The sequence below is a fragment of the Gordonibacter sp. genome (assembly GCF_036667095.1).
Classification (GTDB): Bacteria; Actinomycetota; Coriobacteriia; order Coriobacteriales; family Eggerthellaceae; genus Gordonibacter.
This window is the reverse complement of record NZ_JAVWUP010000355.1, coordinates 1005-1679: the sequence shown is the minus strand read 5'-3', so window position 1 is coordinate 1679 and position 675 is coordinate 1005. Positions and strand designations below refer to the sequence as shown.

The window sequence follows — 675 nt, the reverse complement described above, 5'->3', positions numbered from 1 at the left end:
CCGGCATAGGCTGCGCCGCCCTGACGTTGGGGCGCGGCGCGAAGCGCCGAAACGTCATCATCTTCCGGGTGCTTGCTTGCGTCTTCGCACTTGCAGCCGTATTCATCACGCGCCTGGTGTTCTACCAGTTGCATATGACGGTAGGGTTCTAGGTCGCCTCGAGGCGGACACCTCTTCCGGCGTGTCGCCGCCAGCATCGCCTTGGTCATTGCCGTGCTAAGCGGAATGCACCGCCTCCCCGACTTGCGCGTCCTCCGCTTCGCGACAGGCGCGCAGCTTCGCTGCCACCGCCTCGGGGATTTCAGGTGTCAGCGCATGGACCGCCTCCGCTATCGACACAGCCATACCGGTCTCGGCGCGATAGGCCATGACGCCCAACAGGCCGTTCACGACGAACTCGAAAACAAGGCGTGCTTCGTCGCAAGAGGCCGCATCAAGGCCTAACACCTTCCTCCACAGCTCTATGATGGTGTCTTTGATGCGCTTTGTCGCATACGTCGAAGCGCCGCTGTTCAAAAGCACGCAAAGGTTGTCGATTTTGGGTTGGGCCTGGGGCACGACGACATCGAAATCAACAGAGTCGGTGCCTCCCACGATATGGGAGAACATGAGCGCCGGTATCTCCTGGGGCATATTGGCCTCGATGATGCGGTCGAGCAGGTCGTATACATCGTG

1 protein-coding gene is annotated in these 675 nt (G+C 60.7%); it reads right to left on the bottom strand.

The features are described from left to right. Positions 1 to 216: 216 nt before the first annotated feature. Positions 217 to 675, bottom strand: a 459-nt coding sequence (locus tag RR842_RS14555) for a hypothetical protein (protein WP_332730290.1), incomplete at its 5' end; no start/stop codon positions are given.